Raw genomic sequence first — 18,013 nt, 5'->3', positions numbered from 1 at the left:
GGAGCTGTGGTCGTTGCCACATTATTTGCTCCTTTCGACGGCAGCAATTTGCTACCCGACGAATTACCCGAATCATCAGAATACGTAATAACAGGTTGCTGTGCAACAGGGGTGGATTTAATTTGCGATTGGTTTGGCGTCGCCGGCACACCGCCTTGCGTTGCATCCGCTGCGGTTATTGCGTTACCACCGGTAATGGTTTGACCGTTGCCGTTGCCAACCTGCAGAGTTTGCCCAGCATTCAAGCCATACGGGGCGGCGATGTTGTTGCGTTGCGCAAGATCGCGGAAATCATTGCCGGTAATCCAGGCAATGTAGAACAGCGTATCACCGCGTTTTACGGTGTAAGTTTCGCCGCCATAACTGCCTTTAGGAATATTCCCATAATTGCGATTGTACACAATGTGACCATTTTCTGTGGTCACATTATTATTGTCACTTACCATTCCACCGGACGGCTGCGCAGACGGTGTACCGCCGCTTAACATTCCGCCGCGTGGCATCGCGGGTACAGTGCTGTTTTGCGACGACATCATGCCGCCAGTTGGTGCTGAAGCCATGCCGCCAGTTGGGGCTGATGCCATACCGCTATCGCTATTGCTACCACCAATCTGGCTAATAGGTGCTTGTGTATTGTCGCCAGAACTACAGCCTGCCAGCCAAAAACCTACCAAAGAAAGTGCCGCCAAACGGCGTAATTGAAATGCTGTGCTTCCCATGCTCACTGATCCCCCGTGATGGCAACCCTGAATAAATATGTAACGACGTTAACCGCATTATCCACTGCGCGTAACGTTATATACGGTTTTTAGCATTGATAAATAAGGATAGTAACAATATCAACTGTGCCGTGCCATGACACAGTTGTGAAGAATTGCGTAACGACGGCTCAGGCCAGATCGCCCTGAACCAAAGGGACGAAGCGCACTGGCTCGATGATTTCTTCAATCAATTCATCACCCTGGCGGCGTAGACGCTTTAACACTTGCTGGTCTTCACCCACCGGGAGCACCATTTTGCCGCCTTCTCCTAATTGCGCTATCAGTAAAGTCGGAATTTCGGGTGGAGCGGCGGTGACAATGATGGCATCAAACGGGCCGCGTGCCGGCCAACCTTGCCAGCCGTCGCCGTGACGCGTTGAGATATTGTGGAGATCGAGTTGCTTCAAGCGGCGTTTGGCCTGCCACTGCAACCCTTTGATGCGTTCGACGGAATAAACATGATTGACCAGATGCGCCAGAATAGCGGTCTGATAACCTGAACCGGTGCCGATCTCCAGCACGCGCGATTCCGGATTGAGCTCTAACAAGGCAGTCATACGCGCCACCATGTAAGGCTGTGAGATGGTCTGCCCGTTGCCAATCGGCAGCGCCACGTTTTCCCAGGCTTTGTGCTCAAACGCCTCATCGATAAAACGCTCACGTGGCACATCGGCGATGGCTTTCAATATCAATTCATCATGAATGCCCTGCGCGCGCAGTTGCTCCAGCAGCGTTTCGATGCGGCGATTCACCATGCCAGCTTTACCTCAGCCTGGATTAGCCAGTCACTTAGTACCTGTTGCGCAGCGTGCGCGGTCAAATCCACGTGCAGCGCAGTAAGTGAAACATAGCCCGCATCAACAGCGGCGAAATCGGTATCGGGGCCAGCATCAAGTTTCTCGCCTGGAGGACCAATCCAATACAGCGGCTGACCGCGTGGATCTTCAGTGCAGATCACCTGATCAGCAGGATGGCGGCTACCACAACGGGTCACGCGAAAACCTTTGATGTCGGCCAACGGCAAATCAGGAACATTGATATTGAGAATGCGGCCAGTACGCAGCGGCGCATGTGATAAAGCTCGCAACAGCGTGCACGTTACCGCAGCGGCGGTATCGTAATGCTGATGTCCGTTAAGCGAAACGGCGAGCGCAGGCAATCCAAGGTGGCGGCCTTCCATCGCTGCCGCCACCGTACCGGAGTAGATCACATCATCGCCAAGATTTGGACCGGCATTGATGCCCGACACCACAATATCGGGACGCGGCTGCATGAGCTTGTTCACGCCAAGAAACACGCAATCCGTTGGCGTCCCCATCTGCACCGCAATGTCGCCGTTTTCATGGGTGAAGGTGCGCAGCGGCGTTTCTAAAGTCAGCGAGTTGGATGCGCCGCTGCGATTGCGATCGGGCGCGACTACCTGAACCTCGGCAAATTCACGCAAGGCACGCGCCAGCGTCTGAATGCCCGGCGCATGGATCCCGTCATCGTTACTCAGCAATATCCGCATCGTTACCTTCTTGTTGGAGAAGCTCACGCACCACGCTGGTAGCAAAACTGCCGGCGGGCAACCAAAACTGCATTTCCAGCGTCACGTCATCCCACCAATCCCAGTGCAGATCCTTTGGTACCACCAGCATCGCACGGCGAGCGGCATCGACACGCTCGCGCTCCAGCAGTGTAATCAATTCTTCCGCGCCTGCCAGGCTTTGCTGCTCAAAAAGCAACGCATCGCCTTGTGGGCCAGCATCGCCGCGACCCGGCAGCGGCGCGGTGAGGCGCAGTTGATGATGATCAACCCGTTGTTGCACATCATCCAGCTCTTCAGCCTGCGCGACAAACCAACTGCCGCGTCCGGCGAGTTGCACCGCATCACCAACGTGCACCTTATCCAGCGCGCCGTCACGCTGCAAACGCGCACTGGTCACCTGATTAAACAGATAGCTGCGCGTGGCTGACAACAGCAAACCTTTCATATTGCGATCGCGCGGACGAAATGAATCCTTCGCCCACTGTTTCGCCTGGGTCAGGTTATTGCCGCCGCGGCCAAAACGCTGCTCGCCGAAATAATTCGGCACGCCGTCTTGCTGAATCTGTTGTAAGCGTGTTTCGACTGCGCTGCGGTCGGAAATCTGCCGCACGATTAAACGGAACGCATTGCCTGCCAGCGCGCCGGTGCGTAGTTTGCGCTTATGACGAATCACTTGCAGGATTTCCACGCCTTCCAGTTGGAAGCCCGCCAGATTCGGCATGCCATTTCCCGGCACACGGAAGCACAGCGTTTGTTCGGTCACCGCATGGCGATCTTTCATGCCGGCATAGCTAAGATCGCGTACCGGCACGCCGAGAAATTTGGCGATGGCTTCCGCGACAAATCGTGTGTTGCAGCCAATTTTGCGTATGCGCACCAGCAACTGTTCCCCTTCACCATCATAGGGATAGCCAAGATCTTCAATCACCACGAAATCTTCGGGATTGGCTTTGATCACGCCGGTGGCGCTGGGTTTGCCATGCAGGTAAAGCAGCTCACTCATGCCTGATCGGCCTTAATCAGCAGCGCCACTGCTTCGCAAGCAATGCCTTCGCCGCGACCGGTAAAGCCGAGCTTTTCGGTGGTGGTGGCTTTGACGTTAACGTCGTCCATATGGCAGCCAAGATCTTCAGCGATATTGACGCGCATCTGTGGGACATGCGGCAACATTTTCGGTGCCTGCGCGATGATGGTCACATCGACGTTGCCGATGCGATAGCCTTTCAGCTGAATGCGGCGCCAGGCTTCACGCAGCAAACCACGGCTGTCCGCACCTTTGAACGCCGGATCGGTGTCCGGGAATAACTTGCCGATGTCGCCCATCGCCACTGCGCCCAGCAGCGCGTCAGTTAAAGCATGCAGCGCCACATCGCCATCTGAATGGGCAATAAAACCGTGTTCGAAGGGAATACGCACCCCGCCAATCACTAACGGACCTTCGCCGCCAAAAGCGTGAACGTCAAAACCGTGACCGATACGCATCATGCGCTCTCCTGTAACTGAATCTGGGTAAGATAAAAGGCCGCCAGCGCCAGATCTTCTGGCCGCGTCACCTTAATATTGTCGCTGCGTCCGCTCACCAATTCCGGATGATAGCCGCAATACTCTAGCGCCGACGCTTCATCAGTAATGGTAGCGCCTTCATTGAGTGCACGCGTCAAGCAAGCGGTCAGCAGTTGATGAGGGAAAAATTGCGGTGTTAACGCGTGCCATAAATCTTCACGCTCAACGGTATGGGCGATGGCGGTTTTGCCCGGTTCAGCACGCTTCATCGTGTCGCGTACCGGCGCAGCCAGGATCGCGCCAACGTGGCTGTGCTCGCGCACCGCCAGCAAACGCGTTAAATCGTCGGGATGCAGGCAAGGACGCGCAGCGTCGTGCACCAACACCCAGCCGCTGTGAGGAATTGCTTGCAGGCCCGCCAGTACCGATTCGGCACGCGTATCGCCGCCGGTGACGCGTAAAACGCGGGAATCCTGCGCCAACGGCAGAGAATCAAACCAGCCATCATCATTACTGACCGGCACCACCACCTGCTTTACCGCAGGATGGGCCAGCAGTCGCGCGACGCTGTGTTCAAGAAGGGTGAATTGACCAATAGTCAGATACTGTTTTGGGCAGGCAGCCTGCATGCGGCTGCCCACACCTGCGGCGGGCACCACGGCAATCACATCCGCATGGATCGGGCGCTGGTTCATGGCTTATCGCTGTTGATTTTGCGCAGCTTGTTGCGCGTTACGTTTATTCTGGTCTGGCACCAGACGATAGAAAGTCTCACCGGGCTTAATCATGCCCAGTTCATTACGTGCGCGTTCCTCAATCGCTTCTGAACCGCCATTGAGATCGTCAATTTCGGCAAACAGCTGATCGTTACGCGCTTTAAGCTTGGCGTTATTCGCCTGTTGTGACGCGACGTCTTCGTTGACGCGCGTATAGTCATGAATACCGTTCTTACCCAGCCACAGGGAATATTGAAGCCATCCCAGCAGCACGAGTAGCAGTAACGTCAGTTTTCCCATCCCCGCCCCCTGAAAAACGGCCCAATCATCCCATAACTTGACGCAGGACTCCACAGCGGCAGCGAAAATGGCGTATACGCGCGTTTGTCTGCACAAATAATGACAGGGAGAATCGCGAGACGGCAGGTAAAGTTTTGTAACCTGCCGATGCGTTTGCACATCAGCTGGAGGTTACCAACCAGAGAGAAATGAGAACAGCAACCAGAACAAGCAGATTACCACCGCCGTGGTGACAATCGCGCTCCAGAATAAATGTGTGCGGAACATCAGGCTGAGCACGATGCCAATCAGCACCGAAACCGGCAACAAGGCGAGGAAGAATGGCCAGGTGTAGAGGAAGAAGAACAGCGTGTTGGAGCCGTAGAGCACGAACGGAATCGCCAGTGCACACCAGTACGAGAGAAAGCCAATCACGCCGCCCGGCAATGACGAGCGTGGCTCATCCGGGGTGCGTTCATCTTTACGTGCCAGCATGGGCGTTACGTTCTGCATAGAGATCCTGTTGACGCTAAGCGCGGCAAACCCGGGTGGATTTGCCGCTGTCGGTTCAGGATCTGATGATATCGCGGTGACGCATCAGGTCTAACAATTGGCCGGTCAGTTTTGTAACCAATTGTTCGCCATTAAGGTGGATTTCGGGCTGTTCTGGCGCTTCATACACGCTATCAATGCCGGTGAAATTACGCAGCTCACCAGCACGGGCTTTTTTGTATAAACCTTTGGGATCGCGCGCTTCGCACACTGCCAATGGCGTATCAACAAACACTTCGATGAACTGGCCGGAAGCCAGTAAATCACGCACCATTTGGCGCTCTGCGCGGTGCGGCGAGATAAAGGCCGTCAGCACCACTAAACCGGCATCAACCATCAGCTTCGCCACTTCACCTACGCGGCGAATGTTCTCTTTACGATCGTCATCGCTGAAGCCGAGATCACGGCACAGGCCGTGACGCACGTTGTCACCATCCAGCAAATAAGTGTTCACACCGGCGCGATGCAGCGCCTGCTCCAACGCGCCCGCCACAGTGGATTTCCCCGAGCCGGAAAGTCCGGTGAACCACAGCACCACACCTTGATGGCCGTGCTGCTGTTCACGCTCCTCGCGCGTGACCGGATGATCGTGCCACACCACGTTTTCATCGTGATGCGCCATTACTTGCCACCCAGCAGATCGCGTGCGTTCCAGTGTGGGAAGTGACGACGCACCAGCGCGTTGAGTTCCAGCTCGAAATCGCTGAACTGGCCCGCTGAAGCGCGTACGTCGGTGAGCGGCTGATTGATCATGCCCGCGCCAACCGTAACGTTGCTGAGGCGATCAATGAAGATCATGCCGCCCGTCACCGGATTCTGGCGATACGCATCCAGCACCATCGGTTCGTCAAAGGTCAGTTCAACTAGGCCAATGCCGTTGAGCGGCAAGCTGTCGACGGTGTGTTTCTCCAGTGAGTTGATCTCAACCTGATGGATCACCTTCTCAACGCGAGCGCGGGTTTTCTTGCCGGCGATCTTCACTTCGTAGCTTTGGCCCGGCTGTAACGGCTGTTCCGCCATCCACACCACATCCACGTTGGCGGATTGCACCGCTTGCAGTTCAGCCGCCGCATCCACCAGCAAATCGCCACGGCTGATGTCGATCTCATCTTTTAACACCAAGGTAATCGCTTCACCGGCACCCGCTTCTGGCAGATCGCCATCAAAAGTAACGATGCGTGAAACGGTCGATTCAACACCAGAAGGCAGCACTTTCACGCGCTGACCGACTTTTACCACGCCAGACGCCAGCGTACCGGCATAGCCACGGAAATCGAGGTTCGGACGGTTAACGTACTGCACCGGGAAACGCATTGGCTGATGATCGACCACGCGGTTCAGTTCCACGGTTTCCAGCACATCAAGCAGCGTTGGGCCGCTGTACCACGGCATAGTGACGCTCGGCGTTGCCACGTTATCGCCTTCCAGCGCGGACATCGGTACAAAGCGAATATCGAGATCTTCCGGCAGCTGTGCGGCGAAATCGAGGTAATCCTGTTTGATCTGCTCAAACGTCTCTTGCTTGTAATCCACCAGATCCATCTTATTGATGGCGACCACCAAGTGCTTGATGCCCAGCAGCGTTGAGATAAAGCTGTGACGACGTGTTTGATCCAGCACGCCTTTGCGCGCATCGATCAGCAGGATCGCCAGGTCGCAGGTTGATGCGCCAGTAGCCATGTTACGCGTGTACTGTTCGTGTCCCGGCGTGTCAGCGATGATGAATTTGCGCTTCTCGGTGGAGAAGTAACGATACGCAACATCAATGGTGATGCCCTGCTCGCGCTCAGCCTGCAAACCATCCACCAGTAGTGCTAGATCGAGCTTCTCACCCTGCGTACCGTGACGTTTGCTGTCGTTGTGCAGCGATGACAGCTGATCTTCATAGATTTGACGCGTATCGTGCAGCAGGCGACCAATCAGTGTACTTTTGCCGTCGTCGACGCTACCGCAGGTGAGGAAACGCAGCAGGCTTTTGTGTTGTTGCGCGGTCAGCCAGGCTTCTACGCCACCCTGATCGGCAATCTGTTGTGCAATAACGGTATTCATCTGCGTCTCCTTAGAAATAACCCTGACGTTTTTTCATTTCCATCGAACCGGCCTGGTCACGGTCAATTACACGTCCCTGGCGTTCACTGGTGGTGGAGACCAGCATCTCTTCAATAATTTCCGGCAGCGTCTGCGCCTCTGATTCCACCGCGCCGGTCAGCGGCCAGCAGCCCAGCGTACGGAAACGCACCATACGCTGTTTGATCACTTCGCCTTGCTGCAAATCGATACGATCGTCATCGATCATCATCAGCATGCCATCACGCTCCAGCACCGGACGCGGCGCAGCGAGATACAGTGGCACGATCTCAATGTTTTCCAGGAAGATGTACTGCCAGATATCCAGCTCGGTCCAGTTGGAGAGCGGGAACACGCGGATGCTTTCGCCTTTATTAATCTGGCCGTTGTAGTTGTGCCACAGCTCTGGACGCTGATTTTTCGGGTCCCAACGATGGAAACGATCGCGGAACGAATAGATACGCTCTTTGGCGCGAGATTTCTCTTCATCACGACGAGCACCACCAAACGCCGCATCAAAACCGTATTTGTTCAGCGCTTGCTTCAGACCTTCGGTTTTCATGATGTCGGTGTGTTTGGCGCTACCGTGCACGAACGGGTTGATGCCCATCGCCACGCCTTCCGGGTTACGATGCACCAGCAGCTCCGCGCCCATCGCTTTTACCGTGCGATCGCGGAACTCGTACATTTCACGGAATTTCCAGCCGGTATCAACATGCAGCAGCGGAAACGGCAGCGTGCCCGGATAGAAGGCTTTGCGCGCCAGATGCAGCATCACCGAGGAGTCTTTACCGATGGAGTACATCATCACCGGATTGCTGAACTCGGCCGCCACCTCGCGGATGATATGGATACTCTCTGCCTCCAGTTGGCGCAGATGAGTAAGTCGATTTTGGTCCATAATTTTTCCTCAAGCCAAATTGACAACGGCGGACTCGCGAGCCCCCTGCTGTGCCGAATGTTGGAACCAGGCCAATTGCCCGTGCAAATTGACCACTTCGCCAATCACTAACAGTGCTGGCGTTGGCGCGGCGGCGGCCAGCGTTTCCAGTTGATCCAGGGTTCCGGTCAGAACCTGCTGATCCTGACGCGTACCGCGCCCAATAACCGCCACTGGCGTTGACGCCGCGCGCCCATGTTCGATAAGCCCGGCCGCGATTTCCGCCGCTTTCACCGTGCCCATATAAATCGCTAAGGTCTGTTTTGCGCGCGCCAACGATGGCCAATCAATGCCTTCGCCGTCAGCGCGGCAATGTCCGGTAATAAACATCACGCTCTGCGCGTAATCACGATGGGTCAGCGGAATACCGGCGTAAGCCGTCGCACCCGCTGCCGCGGTGATGCCGGGCACCACCTGGAACGGAATGCCAGCGGCCTGCGCGGCCTGTAACTCTTCGCCGCCGCGACCAAAGATAAACGGATCGCCGCCTTTCAGCCGCACCACGCGCTTGCCTTGTTGCGCCAGCGTCACCAGCATTTGGTTGGTCTCTTCTTGCGGCACCGAATGCGCGCCAGCGCGTTTACCGACGCAGATGCGATCGGCATCGCGGCGCACTAATTCCAGCACGTCATCGCTGACCAGATGGTCATACAGCACCACATCCGCCAGCTGCATCACTTGTAAGCCACGCAGCGTCAGCAAGCCGCTGTCACCCGGACCGGCGCCCACCAGCGTGATTTCGCCTTGATTGTCGTTAGTGTTCTCCAGCTCGCGATCCAGCGTGCGGCGCGCTTCATGCACATTGCCTGCTGCCATCTGGCTAGCAAACAAGCCGTTAAACGCGCGTTCCCAGAAACGGCGGCGTTCAGACATGCTGCGATAACGCTGCTTGACCTTATCGCGCCACTGTCCGGCGACTTCAGCCATCTGACCAAGATTGGCGGGCAACAGCGCTTCAATTTTTTCACGCAGCAAGCGCGCTAACACTGGCGCGGTGCCGCTGGAGGAGATCGCCACCACTAACGGCGAACGATCGACAATCGACGGGAAGATAAAGCTGCATTTCGGCTGATCGTCCACCACGTTCACCAGCTTGTGGCGCGCGTTGGCAGCGTCGAATACCTGCGCATTGAGCGCGTTGTCATCGGTGGCAGCGATCACCAGAAATACGTTGTCCAGCTGTGCCGGATCAAAGCTGTGGGCGATCCATTCAATCGCCTCTATGTCCAGCAGCGCCTGCAGCTCATGGCCGAGATCGCGCGCGGCTACCAACACGCGCGCACCGGCGCGACGCAGCAGTTCAATTTTGCGCGCAGCGATTTCACCACCGCCGACAACCAGCACCGGACGGCTTTTGAGATCGGCAAAGAGAGGCAGATAATCCACGTTAACCTTGCTAGTTTTACAATAAGTTAACGCGACTATACGTCCCGCCCTTCAAACAGATGAAATTACGAATTGGAATGAGTAGTTACCGAATGGAATAACGACCCAGGATTGCTGATAACATTTTGTGCTTAACAAATGATATTGCTGGTGTTTCGGAGCAAATCAAATTGTGCAAGCGTCATCACAGTTTCATACTATCTCGGAATTTTTTTAGCATCACTGGATGTCAGAAAAGGACTATCACTATGTTTGCCACTTTCCGCCGCTGCGTGCTGGCAGCACTGATTGCGGGCGGTTTGCCTTTATTGGCTCAGGCTGCGAGCACCTCCGCCGCGCCGGGGCATTATGCTGAACAGCAACTACGCCACATCGCCACCTATTTTCCCGGCCGCATGAGCGGCAGCCCAGCCGAATTGCTCACCGCCGATTACTTGCAGCAGCAATTTAGCCAGCTCGGTTATCAAAGCAATACGCGCCAATTCAACACCAGCTACAACTGGACGGAGAAAAAAGGGCAAAGCCGGCCGCATAAAGTCACCGCCACCTCGGTAATTGCCGCACGCGCCGGTGAAGTGCCGCAGGAGATCCTGATTGTCACGCATCTGGATACCTGGACGCCGCTCAGCCGCCATGAAGCGGACAACAATCTCGGCGGCCTGCGCTTGCAGGGCGTGGATGACAACGCATCGGGTTTGGGCGTGATGCTGGAACTGGCGCAAGCGCTGAGTAAAACACGGCTGCACTATGGCGTGCGCTTCGTGGCCCTGAGCGCCGGTGAAGCCGGTTTGCACGGCATGGACGATTATCTGACGCGCATGAGCGCGCAGGAGAAGAAAAACACCCTGCTGGTGATCGATCTCAACAGCCTGATCGTCGGCGATCATCTTTACTTCAATAGCGGCATTAATACGCCATCGGCGGTGCGCAAGCAGACCAGCGCCCGCGCTTTGCAGCTGGCGCATCGCTATGGGATTTCAGCGGTCAGCCACGCCATGACGGCGCGCGATTATCCTGGCGTTAATCCGTTTGATAAAGCCGGTATGCCATTGCTCGACGTGACGGCCGCCAACTGGACACTGGGCAACAAAGATGGACAGCAGCAGCGTGCACGCTCCAGCCATTTCCCGGAGGGCAGCGTGCGCCATCAAACCGAGCGCGATAACCTTAATTACCTCGATCACTGGCTGCCTGGGCGCATCACCCAACGCACGCGCGACAGCGTGAAGATTCTGTTGCCGCTGCTGACCGAACTCACTAACCCAACAACCTAAGGATTTACTATGTACGTGGTCTATTTAAACTATTTCCGTCCGGTTGAAGAAGTGGAAGCGTTACTCGAGCCGCATGTGCATTGGCTGAATCGCTATTTTGACAGCGGCGTGTTTATTGCGGCAGGACGTAAAGATCCGCGCACCGGCGGCGTGCTGCTGGTGAAGGATATTGATCGCGCGCGGCTGGATACCATCCTGGCGGAAGATCCGTTTGTCGCGGTGGCAAATTATGAAGTGACTAAGGTGAATGTGACGCGCTCGGCAGCAGAGTTTGCGGCGTTGCAGGGGATTTAGGGGCGGTGCGCTTTGTCCCTCATCCTAACCTTCTCCCGCACGCGGGAGAAGGGACTATTTAGCTCCCTCTCCCGCGTGCGGGAGAGGGCTGGGGTGAGGGGCAGCGAGCACCATGATCCTTAGCACTCCATCAACCTTCGTGTAACCCACACTCGCGCTTGAGGCCAAAGAAGCGTGTCTCTTCTTCTGCCATACCCGGTTCCCACTTCTTAGTAGTATGCGTATCGCCAACCGACAGATAACCTTCATCCCACAGCGGGTGATACTTCAGTCCATGTTTAGTCAGATACTGATGCACCTGACGGTTATCCCAATCAATGATCGGCAGAATCTTGAACACGCCACGCTGTACTGCTAAAACCGGCAAGCTGGCGCGACTGCCAGATTGATCGCGGCGCAGGCCAGCAAACCAGGTTTGCGCGCCCAGCGTTTCCAGCGCGCGGTTCATCGGTTCAACCTTGTTGATCTGGTTGTATTGCTCAATCCCTTCGACGCCCTGCTCCCACAGTTTGCCGTAACGCGCTTCCTGCCACACCGGCGATGTCTCGGCGCGGAAGATCTGCAAGTTGAGATTGAGCTTTTCCGTCAGTTCATCAATAAAGCGATAGGTTTCCGGGAACAGATAGCCGGTATCGGTCAGGATCACCGGAATATCCGGCTTCTGCTGCGTCACCATATGCAGCAAAACCGCCGCCTGAATACCAAAACTGGATGACAGCACAAACGCGCCAGGCAACTGTTCTAAAGCCCAGCTGACGCGTTGCTCCGCAGAAAGCTTCTCCAACTGCACGTTGCTTTCTGCCAACGCCATGATGCGGTCAACTTTTGATGAACCATTCAGTGCTGCGAGATCGAGTACCGTCATACTGCCTCCGAGTCCCAAAAATCACGGGCGGGATCAACCACGGCTTTGATAATGCCCGCGCGAATCACGAAATCGCCGAAGCCTTCATCGGCCTGACGTTCAGTGGCCCAGCGCGCCACCAGTTCGTCGATGCTGGCCAGAATCTCACCTTCGTTGATGTTCTCGCGATACATACGCGGAATGCGCGTACCGACGCGGTTGCCGCCGATGTGTAAGTTGTAACGGCCCGGCGCTTTGCCGACCAAGCCCAACTCTGCCAGCAAAGCACGGCCACAGCCATTCGGGCAACCGGTAACGCGTAACACTATGTGCTCTTCGCCGACACCATGCTTGTGCATGATCTCTTCTACTTTGGTTACGAACGACGGCAGGAAGCGCTCGGCTTCGGCCATCGCCAACGGACAAGTTGGGAACGCCACGCACGCCATTGAGTTTTCACGCTGTGGCGTCACCGCTTCCATCAAACCGTGTTCACGGGCGATGGCTTCGATCTGCGCCTTTTGTTTCTCTGGCACGCCCGCGACAATCAGGTTCTGGTTGGCGGTCAAACGGAAATCACCTTGATGCACTTTGGCAATTTCAGCGATGCCGCGTTTCAGCGGACGGCCCGGATAATCCAGCAAACGACCGTTTTCGATAAACAATGTCAGATGCCATTTTTTATCGATACCTTTCACCCAGCCAATGCGATCGCCGCGCGTAGTAAACGCATACGGACGGGTTGGCTCAAAGGTGATGCCGGCGCGTTTTTCCACTTCGGCTTTAAACGTCTCCACACCAACGCGTTCCAGCGTGTATTTAGTCTTGGCATTTTTACGATCGGTACGGTTACCCCAATCACGCTGCACAGTGACGACTGCCGCCGCCACGTCGAGAATCTTCTCAACCGGCAGGAAGCCAAACTCGCTTGCGGTACGCGCATAGGTGGCTTTGTTGCCGTGATCAATCGACAACCCACCGCCTACTAACAGGTTAAAGCCAATCAGCTTGCCCTTCTCGGCGATGGCAATGAAGTTCAGATCGTTGGCGTGCAGATCCACATCGTTATGCGGCGGCACCACCACGGTAGTTTTAAACTTACGCGGCAGATAGGTTTCACCGAGGATCGGCTCTTTATCGGTAGTGGCGACTTTCTCTTTATCCCACCAAATCTCAGCGTAAGCGCGGGTTTGCGGCAGCAAGTGTTCGGAGAGCTTTTTCGCCCACTCGTACGCTTCCTGATGCAGTTCCGATTCCACTGGGTTCGAGGTGCACAGCACGTTACGGTTTACGTCGTTGGCGGTTGCCAGCGCGTCGAGTCCCACTTCGTGCAACATTTGATGTGTCGGCTTGACGTTCTTCTTCAGAATGCCGTGAAACTGAAAGGTTTGACGGTTGGTCAAACGGATGCTGCCGTAAATGGTTTTCTCGGTAGCAAATTTATCAATCGCCAGCCATTGGGTTGGCGTGATGATGCCGCCCGGTAAACGGCAACGCAGCATCATGGCGTGGCGCGGTTCGAGCTTCTGCGCGGCGCGCTCGGCACGAATATCGCGGTCATCCTGCTGGTACATGCCGTGGAAACGGATCAGCAGGAAGTTATCGCCACTAAAACCGCCGGTCAGGCCATCGTCGAGATCCTCAAGGATGGTGCCGCGTAGGTAGTTGCTCTGTTTTTTTAGACGCTCAGCGTCGACCAGCTTGCCTTCAACGACCAGCGGCCCAGGATGTTTTTCGCTCATTAGTAAACGTCTCGCTGATAACGGCGCTCAATGCGCAGCTCACTTAAAAATTCGTCAGCCGTTTCACGATCCATGCCGCCGTGTTCGACCACCACATCCAGTAATGCCTGCTCAACGTCTTTCGCCATGCGATTGGCGTCGCCGCAGACGTAAAGGTGCGCGCCTTCTTGTATCCAGCTCCACACCTCCGCACCTTTGGCGCAGATTTTATCTTGTACGTAAACTTTCTCGGCCTGGTCACGCGACCACGCCAGATCAATGTTAGTCAGCAAGCCGTCTTTCACATACTTCTGCCATTCCACCTGATAGAGGAAATCATCGGTGAAGTGCGGATTGCCGAAGAACAGCCAGTTTTTGCCGCCTGCGCCATCGTTATCACGCTGCTGCATAAAGGCGCGGAACGGCGCGATACCGGTGCCCGGACCAATCATGATCACTGGCGTTTCTGGATTAGCTGGCAAGCGGAAGTTGTCGTTGTGCTCAATGAAGACGCGAATTTCACCCTCTTCTTCGATGCGATCCGCCAGCCAGGTTGATGCGCCGCCGCCGCGCTGGCGACCGTCAATTTCGAAGCGCACCGCACCGACGGTGATATGCACTTCGCTTTCGGTTTCAGCCTGCGAGGAAGCAATCGAGTACAGGCGCGGCGTCAATGGACGCAACAGACCGGTTAATTGCTCAGCGTTCAATTCGGTTGGCGCCTGACGCACCATATCGACAATCGGGAAGCTCTGCGCATAGCTCTGCAACTTTGGCTTATCACCGGCCAGTTCCAGCAGCGCATCGTTGCGCGACAACGCCGCGTACTGCTCGACGATCTGCGGCGTATTCACGGTGAGCTCGAAATGCTGTTGCAGCGCCTCGGCCAGCGGCAAGGTTTTGCCCTGTACCTCAACCGGTTCGTCGCCTTTCAGCCATACTAATTGCAGCAATTCCTGCACCAGCTCGGCATCATTATCAAACCATACGCCGAGCGCATCGCCCGGCTGATAACGTAATCCAGAATCACCCAGATCGATTTCGATATGGCGCACATCTTTATCCGAATCACGTCCGGTGATTTTCTGGTTAAGCGCAAAGCTGGCCACCAATGGCTCTTCTTTGCTGTACGGGCTGCTATCGACCAGATTGACGCTGCCTGCTGCGGTGATTGCCGCCTGCGCCGGCGATTCGCTCGGCACGCGAGCTTTGAGGATTTCGGTCAGTTGTTGACGCCAGGCCGTGGCCTGATCTTTATATTCAACGTCGGCATCAACGCGATCCAGCAGACGTTCTGCACCCAGTTCAGCCAGGCGCTCATCGAAATCTTTACCGGCTTTGCTGAAAAATTCATAAGAGGTATCGCCAAGGCCGAACACGGCAAATGCGGTTCCCTCGAACTTCGGCGCTTTCTTCGACAGCAGGAATTTATGCAACGCCACGGCTTCTTCCGGCGGTTCACCCTCGCCTTGCGTTGACGTCACCACTACCAGCAGCTTTTCCTGCGCAATTTGCTTGAATTTGTAATCGCCCGCATTGACCAGATTGACGCCTAATTTGGCAGCCAACAGGTCATCACGCAGCTGTTCTGCCAGGCGACGTGCATTCCCGGTCTGCGAGGCGGAAATCAGCGTGATAGTTGGCGTTTCAGCCTGAACTGGCGCAGGTGCGGCAGCAGCGCCCGGCGTCTGATTGACCATGCCCCAGAAATAGCCGGAGAGCCAGGCCATCTGCGTGGTGTTGAAATCCGTGGTTGCCGCCTGTAAGCGCGCGAGTTGCTCCGGTGATAGCGGAAGCAGTGAACCTGGTGCCTGAGTCGTCATTGCGTTAAAAATTCCAGTGTCAGAAGGCCGGATCAAGATGTTGCGAAAGTATGGGTAGGTTACCGGGCTGTATATTAACGATTAAATACGCCTTCGACATATCAAATAACCAAAACGACTAAGTGGTTTTATCGGTAAAGTTAACCAGCAAAAGTGGTTAATCAAGCCGAAGATATTCAATAGGTTAATTAAGCGGTTGCCGATGCAAAGGCGCTAAAATGCCCTTTTCACGCGCAGCGAGTGCGAAAAATCTGCATTTCAGGTAGACTTCAGCGGTTTTTAAGTCTGAGAGCCATTATGTCTACCACGCTATTTAAAGAGTTCCAGTTTGAATCTGCCCACCGTTTACCGCATGTGCCGGAAGGTCATAAATGCGGACGTTTGCATGGCCATTCATTCCTGGTGCGATTAGAAATTACCGGTGAAGTGGATGCACATACCGGTTGGGTCATGGATTTTGCCGAACTGAAAGCGGCGTTTATGCCGATCTACGATCGCCTCGATCATCACTATCTGAATGATATTCCCGGTCTGGAAAATCCGACCAGCGAAGTGCTGGCGAAATGGATCTGGGATCAGATGAAGCCGATTCTGCCTGAATTGAGCGCGGTGATGATTAAAGAAACCTGCACCGCAGGCTGCGTTTACAAAGGTTAATGCTGTTTTTCCGGGCTGCGCTTTAGCAGCCTGAATTCCTCTCCATACATTTCTTTACCTTTTGATAATCTCCCTGTCATCTGCTGCCACTAGGTTGTTGTCTCCTTCATTAAAGATCAAGAGAATCAACAATGAAACTGGTTAAACGCCTTTCCCTGATTGCAGTTTTGATTTCCGCCTCTGCCGCTGTTCAAGCGCAAAACGTTCTCGATTTTCCACAGCCAGAAAAAGTGCCGGATGAGTTCTATGCGGTGACTGAGATTCCTGCTGGCGGGATGATCAAATATGAAACGGATGCCAAAACCGGCTTTATCGTCGCCGACCGATTCCAGTCAATGCCGGTGGCCTATCCGGCTAACTACGGCTCACTGACCCAATCATTGGGCGGCGATGGCGATCCGCTAGATGTGATTTTCTACACCCGCGCCCCGCTGCAACCGGGTACGTTGATCAAGCTGCGCCCAATTGGCGTGCTGAAGATGATTGATGGTGGAGAAGTGGATGACAAGATCGTCGCGGTGCCAACCAGCAAAATCGACCCAACTTATGACGACATCAAAGAGATGAGCGACCTGCCGAAAGTGGAGCAGGAGCGTCTGCAAGCGTTCTTCCGCGTGTATAAGCAGTTGCCAGATGGCCGTAAGAAAGTCGAGCTGAATGGTTTTGAGGATGCGGCGAAAGCCAAGACTGAAATCAAGCAGGCGTTCGACGCGTATAAAGCTAAGCAGTAAAATTTCAAATCGCACAATACCCGTAGCGGCGCGATTTATCGCGCGTTTAACACCAATGGTGTTGCTGAAAGATGCGCGATAAATCGCGCCGCTACGAATCAGTGCAGTTATGCGATATTCAAATACTTGTGCGTCTGCATCGAAAGCCGCCAATTACGGGCGATACAGGTTTCAATGCACAGTTTGGTGGCGGCATCGCCACGACTGATGGGCTGCAATGCCACAATGCGTTTTTTATCGTCGTGCAAACCTGCCAACAGCGCATCCAACGCTTCCACATCACGCTCACGCGCCACCGGATGTTTAATTTCATCCGCGCGTTGCAGCGCCTGCGGCAGAACGTCATAACCGCCGCGCATGTTCACCTTCGGTGAAACCGTCACCCAAGTGGCTTCTGAGCAATGCACTTCATGCGTGCCGCTGGTTTCGATCTGGCAGGCAAATCCCGCCGCTTCTAATTGTTCGGTTAGCGGGCGCAGATCAAAAATCGCCGGTTCACCACCCGTGATCACCACATGGCGCGCGGTCCAACCTTGACGCTTGATGGTGTCAATCAACATCGCTGCATCGGCGCTGCCCCACGCATCGCTTTCCACGGTTTTGACTAAAATATCGCCCAGCGACGTCTCCCGATCCGCGTGCTTTTCCCAGGTATGTTTGGTATCGCACCAGCTACAGCCCACCGGACATCCTTGTAAGCGGATGAACAGCGCCGGAACGCCGGTATAAAAACCTTCGCCCTGCAGCGTCTGGAACATTTCGTTAATCGGGTAGAACATTTTTTACTCACATCTAAAATTTCGAGGCGCAGATTATGGCAGATTTTCGCCATCGGTTCACAGCTGCTTCGTGCCAAATAAAAGCAAAAGCCCCGCACAAGGCGGGGCTCTATCAATAATGACGCGGCAGGTTATGCCACATCATAAGACCATTA

At 55.0% G+C, this 18,013-nt stretch carries 20 protein-coding genes; 4 read left to right on the top strand and 16 right to left on the bottom strand.

What is annotated here, in order from left to right; genetic code table 11:
* From ABDW13_RS21680 to cysG, 12 genes are all read right to left on the bottom strand, one after another.
* On the bottom strand, window positions 1-719 hold a 719-nt coding region (locus ABDW13_RS21680), incomplete at its 3' end, for a LysM peptidoglycan-binding domain-containing protein (protein ID WP_343554598.1).
* A 170-nt stretch (window positions 720-889) separates the two neighbouring features.
* Window positions 890-1,516: a protein-L-isoaspartate(D-aspartate) O-methyltransferase gene (locus tag ABDW13_RS21675; RefSeq protein WP_343554597.1), complete on the bottom strand. Its 627-nt coding sequence runs from the start codon at window positions 1,514-1,516 to the stop codon at window positions 890-892.
* Window positions 1,510-2,271, bottom strand: a complete 762-nt coding sequence (gene surE / locus ABDW13_RS21670; RefSeq protein WP_343554596.1) for a 5'/3'-nucleotidase SurE — start codon at window positions 2,269-2,271, stop codon at window positions 1,510-1,512. Before surE ends, ABDW13_RS21675 begins: the two co-directional genes overlap by 7 nt.
* On the bottom strand, window positions 2,252-3,295 hold the full coding sequence (gene truD / locus ABDW13_RS21665) for a tRNA pseudouridine(13) synthase TruD (RefSeq protein WP_343554595.1): 1,044 nt from the start codon (window positions 3,293-3,295) through the stop codon (window positions 2,252-2,254). The genes surE and truD overlap by 20 nt, the downstream gene beginning before the upstream one ends.
* Window positions 3,292-3,774 (bottom strand): 2-C-methyl-D-erythritol 2,4-cyclodiphosphate synthase, encoded by a 483-nt coding sequence (gene ispF, locus ABDW13_RS21660; protein ID WP_061719965.1) that lies wholly within the window; start codon window positions 3,772-3,774, stop codon window positions 3,292-3,294. Before ispF ends, truD begins: the two co-directional genes overlap by 4 nt.
* Complete coding sequence (gene ispD / locus ABDW13_RS21655; protein ID WP_343554594.1) at window positions 3,774-4,490, bottom strand: 2-C-methyl-D-erythritol 4-phosphate cytidylyltransferase; 717 nt, start codon at window positions 4,488-4,490, stop codon at window positions 3,774-3,776. The genes ispF and ispD overlap by 1 nt, the downstream gene beginning before the upstream one ends.
* 3 nt (window positions 4,491-4,493) lie before the next feature.
* A complete protein-coding gene (gene ftsB / locus ABDW13_RS21650) occupies window positions 4,494-4,811 on the bottom strand; it encodes a cell division protein FtsB (RefSeq protein WP_007893240.1) in 318 nt (105 codons plus the stop codon).
* Between the two features lie 171 nt (window positions 4,812-4,982).
* Window positions 4,983-5,303 carry a DUF3561 family protein gene (locus ABDW13_RS21645; RefSeq protein WP_343554593.1) on the bottom strand — a complete coding sequence of 107 codons (321 nt, stop codon included), beginning with the start codon at window positions 5,301-5,303 and terminating at the stop codon, window positions 4,983-4,985.
* 55 nt (window positions 5,304-5,358) lie between these two features.
* Window positions 5,359-5,964, bottom strand: a complete 606-nt coding sequence (gene cysC / locus ABDW13_RS21640; RefSeq protein WP_343554592.1) for an adenylyl-sulfate kinase — start codon at window positions 5,962-5,964, stop codon at window positions 5,359-5,361.
* Window positions 5,964-7,391: a sulfate adenylyltransferase subunit CysN gene (gene cysN / locus ABDW13_RS21635; RefSeq protein WP_343554591.1), complete on the bottom strand. Its 1,428-nt coding sequence runs from the start codon at window positions 7,389-7,391 to the stop codon at window positions 5,964-5,966. Before cysN ends, cysC begins: the two co-directional genes overlap by 1 nt.
* Before the next feature lie 10 nt (window positions 7,392-7,401).
* Entirely contained in the window at window positions 7,402-8,310 is a 909-nt protein-coding gene (gene cysD / locus ABDW13_RS21630; RefSeq protein ID WP_343554590.1) for a sulfate adenylyltransferase subunit CysD, read from the bottom strand.
* A 9-nt stretch (window positions 8,311-8,319) separates the two neighbouring features.
* The gene (gene cysG / locus ABDW13_RS21625; RefSeq protein ID WP_343554589.1) at window positions 8,320-9,735 is read right to left on the bottom strand and encodes a siroheme synthase CysG; all 1,416 of its coding nucleotides are present in this window, start codon (window positions 9,733-9,735) and stop codon (window positions 8,320-8,322) included.
* A gap of 248 nt (window positions 9,736-9,983) precedes the next feature.
* Between cysG and ABDW13_RS21620 the strand changes: the two genes are divergently transcribed.
* Together ABDW13_RS21620 and ABDW13_RS21615 are read left to right on the top strand one after the other, a co-directional pair.
* Window positions 9,984-11,009: an aminopeptidase gene (locus ABDW13_RS21620; RefSeq protein WP_343554588.1), complete on the top strand. Its 1,026-nt coding sequence runs from the start codon at window positions 9,984-9,986 to the stop codon at window positions 11,007-11,009.
* Window positions 11,010-11,018: 9 nt separating this feature from the next.
* Complete coding sequence (locus tag ABDW13_RS21615) at window positions 11,019-11,303, top strand: YciI family protein (protein ID WP_343554587.1); 285 nt, start codon at window positions 11,019-11,021, stop codon at window positions 11,301-11,303.
* Between the two features lie 130 nt (window positions 11,304-11,433).
* Here ABDW13_RS21615 and ABDW13_RS21610 read toward each other — a convergent pair whose 3' ends face one another.
* From ABDW13_RS21610 to cysJ, 3 genes are read right to left on the bottom strand one after another with little or no spacing between them, the layout of a single operon-like run.
* Window positions 11,434-12,168 (bottom strand): phosphoadenylyl-sulfate reductase, encoded by a 735-nt coding sequence (locus tag ABDW13_RS21610; protein WP_343554586.1) that lies wholly within the window; start codon window positions 12,166-12,168, stop codon window positions 11,434-11,436.
* Complete coding sequence (gene cysI, locus ABDW13_RS21605; RefSeq protein WP_343554585.1) at window positions 12,165-13,889, bottom strand: assimilatory sulfite reductase (NADPH) hemoprotein subunit; 1,725 nt, start codon at window positions 13,887-13,889, stop codon at window positions 12,165-12,167. The genes ABDW13_RS21610 and cysI overlap by 4 nt, the downstream gene beginning before the upstream one ends.
* Window positions 13,889-15,691, bottom strand: a complete 1,803-nt coding sequence (cysJ, locus tag ABDW13_RS21600; RefSeq protein ID WP_343554584.1) for an NADPH-dependent assimilatory sulfite reductase flavoprotein subunit — start codon at window positions 15,689-15,691, stop codon at window positions 13,889-13,891. The genes cysI and cysJ overlap by 1 nt, the downstream gene beginning before the upstream one ends.
* A gap of 297 nt (window positions 15,692-15,988) precedes the next feature.
* Here cysJ and queD point away from each other — a divergent pair, with 297 nt between their 5' ends.
* Both queD and ABDW13_RS21590 read left to right on the top strand, forming a co-directional pair.
* On the top strand, window positions 15,989-16,348 hold the full coding sequence (gene queD, locus ABDW13_RS21595) for a 6-carboxytetrahydropterin synthase QueD (RefSeq protein WP_343554583.1): 360 nt from the start codon (window positions 15,989-15,991) through the stop codon (window positions 16,346-16,348).
* A 131-nt stretch (window positions 16,349-16,479) separates the two neighbouring features.
* Complete coding sequence (locus ABDW13_RS21590; protein ID WP_343554582.1) at window positions 16,480-17,079, top strand: inorganic diphosphatase; 600 nt, start codon at window positions 16,480-16,482, stop codon at window positions 17,077-17,079.
* 107 nt (window positions 17,080-17,186) lie between these two features.
* Here ABDW13_RS21590 and queE read toward each other — a convergent pair whose 3' ends face one another.
* Complete coding sequence (gene queE, locus ABDW13_RS21585; protein WP_343554581.1) at window positions 17,187-17,858, bottom strand: 7-carboxy-7-deazaguanine synthase QueE; 672 nt, start codon at window positions 17,856-17,858, stop codon at window positions 17,187-17,189.
* Window positions 17,859-18,013 lie beyond the last annotated feature (155 nt).

Origin of the sequence: Pantoea sp. (assembly GCF_039594315.1) — a bacterium.
In the GTDB taxonomy this organism is placed as follows: domain Bacteria; phylum Pseudomonadota; class Gammaproteobacteria; order Enterobacterales; family Enterobacteriaceae; genus Pantoea.
This window is presented reverse-complemented; position numbering and strand designations above follow the sequence as displayed.